This is a genomic window from Streptococcus sp. C150 (assembly GCF_000187445.1).
GTDB classification, from domain to species: Bacteria; Bacillota; Bacilli; order Lactobacillales; family Streptococcaceae; genus Streptococcus; species Streptococcus raffinosi.
In genome coordinates this window covers 91,498-100,967 of record NZ_GL698449.1, presented here as the reverse complement: position 1 = coordinate 100,967, position 9,470 = coordinate 91,498, and the positions used below count along the sequence as shown (strand labels likewise).

The following is a 9,470-nucleotide window of genomic DNA, read 5'->3' as shown; positions in this document are numbered from 1 at the left end:
GTTTCAGGGACTGTGGCTGTAGTTTCGGTAATATAGGTTCTCTTACCATCTAACATATAGTAAAGATGGACAGCATAGGTACCAGCGTCACCCTTGTGGCTGGCTTTATCTACATGAACCTTGTAGCTACCGTCTGATTGTTTGTCAGCATGGTACCAAGTGAGGTCATCTTGACCATTCTTATCTGACCAAATTGGGACACGCACTTCTTGGACTGTCTTGCCGCCACCTGAAACATTGGTAACCACAACATCGAAGCCGTTAGAAGTTTGGTTGCTTATAGTAAGGTCACCTGAAACACGGTTTTCTTGTGGCTTAGACTCAGTAGTTTTCAAAGTCGCAATATCCACATAACGACGTGTACCACTGTAACTAATGTAAGAAATCCATTGGTGGTTATCCGCAGTCAAGACCTTGTCATAGTTCACTTTGTAGCCTTTTTCCAAGGTATAAAGCGTTTCTGCAGAGGCCTTAGGTTCGTTTTTAACATTCAAGCTACGTGTCACATTATAAGTACCACTTGCTGGAAGTTTTTCAGCACCAGTAGTTTCTGGTTTTGCTTGATTAGTCTCTGTTGGTTTAGCAGCTGGTGTTTCAGCTTTTGCAGGTGTCAAAGTCGCAATATCAGCATAGTAGCGAACATAGTCATAACCAAGGTAAGAAATCCATTGATGATTATCCGCAGTCAAAACTTTGTCATAGATGACATGGTCACCCTTACTGAAAACAAAAGTAGGTTTGAGATCTGCTTTTGGTTCTTTCTTAATATCTGTGTCACGTGTGAAGTAGAAAGTTCCTGTCGCTGGGATGTTCAAAGCCCCTGTTGTAGCTTGAGCGCCATTAGAAGGCTTACCATCCCCACTACCACTGTTACCACTGCCGCTACCAGCCGCCACTGGTTTTACTGGCGCATAACGACGCACGCCAGAGTATGATTTGTAGCTAATCCATTGGTAGCCGTCAGCTGTCACGACTTGGTCGTAAAAGACGCTATCCCCTGGATTCACATAAAATTCAGCCTTGGCAGAAATCTTAGGTTGATTCTTGATTTCTGTACGTTCCTTGTAGACATAAGTTCCTTGGCTTGGAAGGTCACTGTCTGTAGTAGTTGTTGGTGTGCTCACCAAGCTAGTATTAACAGCCGCTCTCACCATACTAGATACATCAAGATTAGCATCTTTTTCAGCTAGATTTGAGCGATTTGTCACAGCTGAAGGGGCAACTGCAGTTTCAGATGCTTTATCAGCTGTTTGTGAGGCACTGACTTCACTTGTCGCTTCGCTAGTAGCAGTTTCACTAACTGTTTGGCTCGTTGTTGAAGTTTCGCTAGCTTTCTCACTTGACGCCACTCCATTAGTTGCTACGCCACTGAAAATATCAGCCGCTGTTAAGGCATCACTATCTGAAGTCGCACGCAAAGTGGCATCTGAAGTCGTTGCAGCTTCGTGGTGTTCGTCAGCCAAAGCTTGACCCGCAAAGACCAAACTAGCTCCTAAAAGAACTGACGCAGCCCCAAAAGAATATTTACGAATTGAAAAACGTTGTTGTTCGTGTAAAAATTTTTCTCGTTTCATATTATTATTTCTCTCTATCAAATTGTTGTTACCGATTGATCGTAACATTAGGTGACAAATATTACAATTATTTTACAAAAATACTCAATATTTCTCACTTGTCCACTAGTATACCAAATTTTTTGACTTGTTCCCACTTAAATCATAAACAGTCCGATTTTCGTCATAATCGAAAAAAATGACTGATTATACTTATATATTCGTTGTTTTTCCAAAAAAAGCAAAAGGAAAAGTAAAAAGATTACTAAATAAATAGCAATCTTTTTCGTACTAGTTACGATAATATGGTCCATTTGCCCCAATAACAAGATAATCTGAGCTTCCTGCTCCTCCCGCCACTGCGGACAAGGCTACACTATCACCTTGAGATACCACCGATGCATTGAATGTATTATCTGAAACTCCTTGAGGCTTCAATTGAGCAGTATAACCTGTTGAGTTTTTAATAATTGTACCATCAGAATTGATAGTCACTGATTCACCATTTGCATTAGTCCAAGTTCCCACAAGAGAGCTAATATCACCATTATCAAGGGCACCGAAGTTAAGTGATGATTGACTATTATTTGCGTTCTTTTCAGATTTAACCTTGTCTGTTCCAGCTGTTGCTTCAGCCACTTGTCCGCCATCTGTAGTACCTGCTTGAGCTTGTTCTTGAGAAGAAGCCTTAGGTGCTACTGCTGAGGTCTGATTGTCATTTTCTTCATTTGTGACTGCTGAAGATGATGATCGAGTTGATTTTTTATCCTTCTTAACGACCTTACTTGAGCTTGAAGATGACTTTTTAACCGTTTGGACTGAACTGCTACTTGTGCCAACACGCGCTGATTCATGACTGTTAAATTTAGTCACTAAGAAGACAGCGAGGATAATCACAATAAGAGCTGATATGATACCAATGAGTTTACCTGTAGTTTTCATAAATTATGTTCCTTTAATTATTTTTTACGTCATAAATATAACATTTTTATTTCTATATTTCAATACTGTTACATGAGGTATTATAGAAATATTTCATGCCATCTTCTATAATAGGGTGTCCTCTATGTCTTAACTAATAGCAATATAACGGCGTGCACCTGAATATGATAAATAAGAAATCCAATAATGACCATCTGCCTGAATAAGGCTATCATAATTTACTGTATTTCCAGCATCATAATATGCCAACTCAGGTGCAGAAATCTTTGGTTCTGCTTTGATACTTGCATGGCCTTCAAAAGTATAAACACCACTATTAGGAATGGATGGTTTAGAAGGATTAGATGTAGTTGAAGCATTTTCTATAGTTGTCGTTGTTCCACCTACACCAATTTGTTTACCACTATCAGTCACATAATAGAGATGGATAAGATATTCTCCTCTGTCATTCTTATGATCACTAATTTTTACAGAAGTCTTATAGGTACCATCAGATTGTTTAACAGCTTTATACCATTTCAAGTCATCTTGTCCATTTTTTGCTGACCAAATTGGAACTTGAACTTCTTTTAGTCCAACATTACTTGAAACATTCGAGATAACAACATCAAAGGTACCTGATTGGTCATTCTTATTTATAACATTAATGGTTCCTTTAACCTCTGGTTTTACCTCAGTTGAAAGCTTTTGTACTGGAATATAGCGACGGTTTCCAGCATATGATAGATAAGAAATCCAGACATAACCATCTGCTTGGAGTGTTTTATCATAATTAACAGTATTTCCTGCTTCATAATAGGCAAGTTCTGGGGCAGACATTTTAGGTTCAGCTTTAATGCTTACTCTCTCTGTAAATTGATAAGATCCTGAAGAAGCTAAATTACTTCCTGTATTATCTGTTGGTGTTGGAGCATCGGGAATACTTGTATTTCCACCTTTTAAGTCTTTAAAATGGATGTAACCACTTGCAGAGTTTCTAGGAATAAACCTATGGTTATATCGATTTGTATATCCATAATTATATTCTTCAATCTCAACATTTTCCCCATTTACACCTACAACCCATGCAACATGAAATCCCTTATTACCAGTAAACCACGCAACTGAGCCAGCTGCTGGATTCATGTCAACACGATAGCCTTCATTTTGAGCACGATATCCCCATTGATTTGCATTACCATATGCATAAGGAATTGTAAATCCATTCACTGTACTCAATCTGTAAGCTACAAAAGAGACACATTCACGTTTATATAATCCCCAAGGATCAACTTCAGCATAAGGTATTGCAGCATTCGGCCATGGGTAGTTGTCTCCAATAACAGTACTTCTTGACATAGGTCGTCTAATATTTCCAACACTGAATAATCTCGAATAACCAGTACTTGGTGTTGTTGGCTTATTATCTGTTTTTATTTCAGGAACTTTTGGATCAGAAATTTTCTCTGTTACAGTAACTTTTTCATTCTCCTTATCTTCACGTACCTCTGACTCAATTTTTTTATTTGTCTCATTTGAAATTCTTGTATCAGTAACTTTTTTATCAGATACTTTATCAGCATTTGTCGCTACATTAACCTTTTCTTCTACTGTTGATATTGGTTCAGTAGTATTTTCAACTTTGTGAGTTTCATTCGCAGTAACTGTTTGAACATGCTGAGAACTTTCACTCGTCTTTTCTGGAGTCACAGCAGTTGAAGGAGCTTCAGCAGGTGCCAAACTTTCCTTTGGAGCTGAAACAGTAGCTTCAGAAAGTACAATCTCAGAGTTTGAAGAAGTTACTTTATCTGATACAACTCCAATATCACTAGTAATACTTGTAGTTGATTCAGAAACAGCCACTTTCTCATCAGCATGAGCAGTCTGTACACCAGAAAGTAGGAAAACCCCTAAAAGCACAGAAGCAGCACCAAAAGAATACTTACGAATTGAGAAACGTTGAGCAACTTGATAAAAACTAAATTTCATAATAATATCTCCTAGTCTTTTTCATAACTCTCTCCTATGCAAAAGAGTATAGCACGACTATGACTATCAAATTGATATAAATCGTAAAAAGTCTAAAAATTGTCACTATTACAAATTTATTATATTTATTCACACAAAATATAAATATTTCTTTCATTAAGATTAGAAAGTCAGTTTTTTGGAAATTTTACAAGTATTCTGGATATATATTTAAATAAACAAATATAGGATCAGGTACTTGTTTTCAAAGTACAACAAAAGATGTGGTTCAATCAAACCACATCTTCTATTTTTAGTGTCTGCTTAAAACGATAGTCTTTAGATTGTGTTGACAAAGAACAATTAGGATACTTCCCTAAAATCTCTCGAACAGTGGACAGACCTATACCACGTCCCTCTCCTTTACTTGAGCGACCAAGTTTAAAGATACCGACTGTATTGATAGATTCTTGAGCAATGGTATTCTCAACTATTACTACCTTTATCTCTCCACTGATAAGAGCAATGTTCACTTCTTTAGTACTGCTATCCAGACTAGCTTCAATAGCATTATCTAAAAAAATGGATAGCACTGTTATGAAATCCAACAATTCCATCCTTGATACTTCAAAGACGTCGTTGACCTCAAGGTGGATGGTAATGGACTGGCCTTGTGCTTCCAAGATTTTACTAGCCAGGACACCTTTAACGGCTTCATCTTTAATATTAATCAAGTTGGCAATTTCGTACTGTTTTCCTTCAATCCGAGTCTTTGTTTTTTCAAGGATGTTATCGTAGATATCAGAAATAATAGCCATATCCTTGGAGTCAATGCCATATTTGATACTAGACAAAACATTTAAATAATCGTGCCTGAAGCGACGAATATCCGTATAGAGTTGCTCGATTTGTTGACTATAATGAGCCAAATCACTCATTTGCCTATCTTTTTGGAGTAGGACTTCTTCTTTTAGTCTCTCACTGAAGGTCGCATTGATATAAACAAGGGTCGCAAGAAAGAGTAAAGCATAGGTCACCACGAGATAAACATGCCAATCTCTTCCTCCAGGGCTCTGTTGCACAAAAAAGGTAATATATTGGAGAAGGATGGCATAAGATAACATTGATAGATCTATGAGTAATAAAAAGTACTTTGAAAATGACTTTCGAAAACCATAGTTCAATGCTTTGAAATCCACTTTTAAGGTCTTAATGATTACCCAAAACACAGGAAAGACTAGCAACTCAATGACAAGGTTTAAATGAAAATGGTTAAGTACAATCAGATAATGACGATTGATGACCAAGGCAATCCCATAAATAATAAGATTGTGAACAAGACTTTCTATGATGATTGGAAACAAGCCATAGAAAATATCTAATAACCTATTGCCATAACGATTTCTGTAGAGGGAATAAACAACCAAGAAGGCATGCCCTAAAACATAGGACAGGGCTGGAGAAAGCACAAACAAAAATCGGATAACCAAGGGGATGATAATATACCATCTTAGCTTTATCTTCTCGGAGGTAATGTATTGATAAATGAGTATAAAGAGGATAATCTCCGCTAAAAAGTCTAGATTATCCAACAAAAAATTGATTGCTATCATAGGCTGATTCTCTCAAGCAATTTCTTTAGTTTCAACTTTGAAACATAGCAAACGCCACCATTTTCAAAATAGGCTGTCCCCGTACTTTTATCTAATTTGATGATATTTTCTGGATTGATAAGGAAAGATTTGTGGCATTTAAACAGTCTAGGGTCACTCTTTTCAATTTGAGAGAGACTGCCATAAAATTCGATCTGCTCCTCTTTAGTATAAAGGATAACCTTATGAACAATATCCGAGGTCTCAAAGTACAAGATATCATGGAAGGGAACCTGAATAACGGTCTTAACGTTCTCAATTCGGAAAGCATCCTCTGGATTCTGACTCTGTATCTTTTTGCAGGTTAATAAGATAATACTTTCCACACGCTTTTGAAAGTCCTCGCCCTCCAAAGACTTGTCAATAAAGTCTAGAGCTGCCAATTGATATTGAAAAGTTAAGGGCAGATACTCTGAATGAGTCGTGAAGAAAACAATATTGGCATAGGGGTCGTTCTTGCGAATTTGCTTAGCCACTTCCAAACCTTTTTTAGTATCGTTTTTAATTTGAATGTCCAAGAAAAAGAGCTGATGAGACCCTCTCTCGGTAATAGACTCTAACAGTTGATTGGGTTTGTCAAAAACCTCAAAGTCGCCCACTTTAATGTTATTTTTCTTAAGAATCGTATGAATAACCTCTTCAATACGATTTTGTTGGATAAAATGATCCTCTAAAACATAGATGTTAAGCATGGCATAACTTCCTTTAGCATAATCTTAAGAGAAATTCTAAGTTAGAGCATTTCTTTAATAAATGAACCTCTCTTATTTATTCAAAATGAGATTTATTGTTCTCTTTATTTATTTTACATTTTTATTACAAAAAAACAATAGTTTGTAACATTTTTTTGCTTCAATCAACTAAAAAAACACCCCACAAAGTTAGATTTTATCTGTCTAACTTTTGGAGTGCAGTTCATCAATAGCAATCTTTTTCGTACTAGTTACGATAATAAGGGACACCTTCAGCAGTTTGGTCCTGACCAATAACAAGGTAATCAGAGCCGTTACTACCTCCAGAAATCGCTCTCAATGCAGCTGAGCTTGTATCTGAGAAAACTCCTGCATAAAAAATATTATCTGAAACTCTTTGAGGCTTCAATTGAGCAGTATAACCTGTTGAGTTTTTAATAATTGTACCATCAGCATTAATTGTAACTGATTCACCATTCGCGTTAGTCCAAGTTCCCACAAGAGAGCTAATATCACCATTATCAAGGGCACCAAAGTCAAGCGATGATTGACTATTATTTGTGTTCTTTTCAGATTTAGCCTTATCTATTCCAGCTGTTGCTTCAGCCACTTGTCCGCCATCTGTAGTACCTGCTTGAGCTTGTTCTTGAGAAGAAGCCTTAGGTGCTACTGCTGAGGCCTGATTTCCATTTTCTTCATTTGTGACTGCTGAAGATGATGATCGAGTTGATTTTTTATCCTTCTTAACGACCTTACTTGAGCTTGAAGATGACTTCTTAACCGTTTGGACTGAACTGCTACTGGTGCTAACACGTGCTGATTCATGGCTGTTAAATTTAGTCACCAAAAAGATAGCGAGGATAACTACGATAAGGGCTAATACTAAACCAATAAGTTTACTTGTATTTTTCATGAGTGATATCCTTTAATGATAATTTACTCGGTTATTATAATACAAAAACAGCTAAATTTTTCATTGAAGTCATAAATGGTCGTTTTTTCGTCATAATCAGAAAATAACATTTAAAATAAAAATACTATATACATCAAACTGCCATGTTTTTTGGAACAAGCATCTTAGCAACAATCTCTTTTTGTTTAGCTTTTGAAACCAAGCATGACTCTCCGTTTTCAAAATAAATAATACCTAACTCTTTGTCCAATCTCACAATGTTTTCGGGATTTACAACAAATGATTTATGGCATTTATACAGTCTGCAATCTTGTTTCACAATTTTTGATAATTGACCATAGAACTCAATCTGCTCTTCCGTTGTATGAAGAATCACCTTATGAACTGTTGGAGATGTTTCAAAATAAAGAATCTTATGAAAAGGAACTTGTATAGTTGCATTCTTTGTATCTACCGTAAAAGCACACTCTATTTGGCTCAAACCATTTTTAGAAAGTGCTAATCCAATATCAGAAATAAGCCTATCTTCATATTCATTATCAGGCAAATTCTCATCAATAAAATCAAGTGCAGCTAAGCGATACTGAAAGGTTGAAGGTAGGAGTTCGGGATGTGCTGTGATGAAAACAATACTTGCATACGGATCTCGCTCACGAATCTGTTGAGCAACCAATATTCCCCCTTCGACATCACTGTCAGATCCAATATCTAGAAAAAACAGTAAATGCGAACCCCTTTCCGTAATACGCTCTAATAATTGATCGGGTTTATCATATAAATCAACCTTCCCAATTCTTAAAATATATATTTGTTTGGACTTGTGGATGGCATCCTCAAGACGAGCTTGTTGAAAATAATCTTCTTCTAAAACAAAAATATCTAACATGCTCAGTACCTCCGTTTTATATCATTTTCTTTCAATAACTTGATGAATTAGCTACGTATAGAACGAATCCTATACTTTCACCTTGATTTTACAACTTTCGCTAATTTACGGCAAATATTTCCAAAACATATTGAACAATATATTTATTCAACTCTTGAAACTAAAAAAACACCACCCTCAAAAGAGAGTGATGTTACAACTCTTAAGAAATATCCACATAGCGTCTTGCACCGCTATAAGTCATATAAGATAACCATGTGTGTCCATCAGCTGTAAGGACCTTGTCATAGCGAACGGACATGCCTTTATCATAGTAGGCTAACTCTGGACTTGCAACACTTGGTTGAGCCTTGATAGAGCTAGGTTTGGTAAAGGTATAAGTACCAGTCGCAGCTAGGCTTGAACTTGCTGGTTGAGCAACTGCTGTTGCCTTACCATCAATGGCAATGTAACGACGGTTGCCTCCACGACTAAGGTAAGAGAGCCATGTATGACCATCTGCAGTCACCACTTTGTCATAGTTAACAGACATACCAGCATCATAGTAGGCCAACTCTGGACTTGCAACACTTGGTTCTGCTTTAATGCTAGAGCGTTCCTTGAAAGTATAGGTACCAGATGAAGGTGTACTTGGTTGGACTGGTTGTTCTACTGGTTTAGTCACACTTGTTGGTGCGATAGCCACATAGAAACGATTTCCTGAATAGCTGAGATAAGAAAGCCATGTATAGCCGTCATTATTGACAACCTTGTCATAGTTGACTGACATGCCAGCATCGTAGTAGCTAACATCTGGGTTGGCTACCAAAGGTTGAGTCTTGATGCCAGTACGAGCGGTAAAGGTATATGAACCTGAAGCTGGAAGGTTGTGGCGGGTTGCATTTT

Annotated in this window: 8 protein-coding genes; all 8 read right to left on the bottom strand. The window is 37.0% G+C overall.

Features of this window, described 5'->3' with window-relative positions:
* On the bottom strand, positions 1-1,574 hold a 1,574-nt coding region (locus tag HMPREF0848_RS00475), incomplete at its 3' end, for an SH3 domain-containing protein (protein ID WP_156780989.1).
* 270 nt (positions 1,575-1,844) lie between these two features.
* The gene (locus HMPREF0848_RS00470; protein ID WP_008533933.1) at positions 1,845-2,495 is read right to left on the bottom strand and encodes a DUF6287 domain-containing protein; all 651 of its coding nucleotides are present in this window, start codon (positions 2,493-2,495) and stop codon (positions 1,845-1,847) included.
* A 129-nt stretch (positions 2,496-2,624) separates the two neighbouring features.
* Positions 2,625-4,463, bottom strand: a complete 1,839-nt coding sequence (locus HMPREF0848_RS00465) for an SH3 domain-containing protein (protein ID WP_008533931.1) — start codon at positions 4,461-4,463, stop codon at positions 2,625-2,627.
* Positions 4,464-4,735: 272 nt separating this feature from the next.
* Positions 4,736-6,055 (bottom strand): sensor histidine kinase, encoded by a 1,320-nt coding sequence (locus HMPREF0848_RS00460; protein ID WP_008533930.1) that lies wholly within the window; start codon positions 6,053-6,055, stop codon positions 4,736-4,738.
* Entirely contained in the window at positions 6,052-6,786 is a 735-nt protein-coding gene (locus HMPREF0848_RS00455) for a response regulator transcription factor (protein WP_008533929.1), read from the bottom strand. The genes HMPREF0848_RS00460 and HMPREF0848_RS00455 overlap by 4 nt, the downstream gene beginning before the upstream one ends.
* Positions 6,787-7,033: 247 nt before the next feature.
* Positions 7,034-7,699 carry a DUF6287 domain-containing protein gene (locus HMPREF0848_RS00450; protein WP_008533928.1) on the bottom strand — a complete coding sequence of 222 codons (666 nt, stop codon included), beginning with the start codon at positions 7,697-7,699 and terminating at the stop codon, positions 7,034-7,036.
* 133 nt (positions 7,700-7,832) lie between these two features.
* Positions 7,833-8,585 (bottom strand): LytR/AlgR family response regulator transcription factor, encoded by a 753-nt coding sequence (locus HMPREF0848_RS00445; protein ID WP_008533927.1) that lies wholly within the window; start codon positions 8,583-8,585, stop codon positions 7,833-7,835.
* Positions 8,586-8,787: 202 nt separating this feature from the next.
* Positions 8,788-9,470 (bottom strand): SH3 domain-containing protein (locus tag HMPREF0848_RS00440; RefSeq protein WP_008533925.1); only part of this gene is annotated, 683 nt, incomplete at its 5' end.

What these genes read in the sequence shown, in the direction of transcription:
- HMPREF0848_RS00470 (WP_008533933.1), bottom strand. Translation starts at nt 2,495, where the DNA reads ATGAAAACTACAGGTAAACTCATTGGTATCATATCAGCTCTTATTGTG.
- HMPREF0848_RS00465 (WP_008533931.1), bottom strand. Translation starts at nt 4,463, where the DNA reads ATGAAATTTAGTTTTTATCAAGTTGCTCAACGTTTCTCAATTCGTAAG.
- HMPREF0848_RS00460 (WP_008533930.1), bottom strand. Translation starts at nt 6,055, where the DNA reads ATGATAGCAATCAATTTTTTGTTGGATAATCTAGACTTTTTAGCGGAG.
- HMPREF0848_RS00455 (WP_008533929.1), bottom strand. Translation starts at nt 6,786, where the DNA reads ATGCTTAACATCTATGTTTTAGAGGATCATTTTATCCAACAAAATCGT.
- HMPREF0848_RS00450 (WP_008533928.1), bottom strand. Translation starts at nt 7,699, where the DNA reads ATGAAAAATACAAGTAAACTTATTGGTTTAGTATTAGCCCTTATCGTA.
- HMPREF0848_RS00445 (WP_008533927.1), bottom strand. Translation starts at nt 8,585, where the DNA reads ATGTTAGATATTTTTGTTTTAGAAGAAGATTATTTTCAACAAGCTCGT.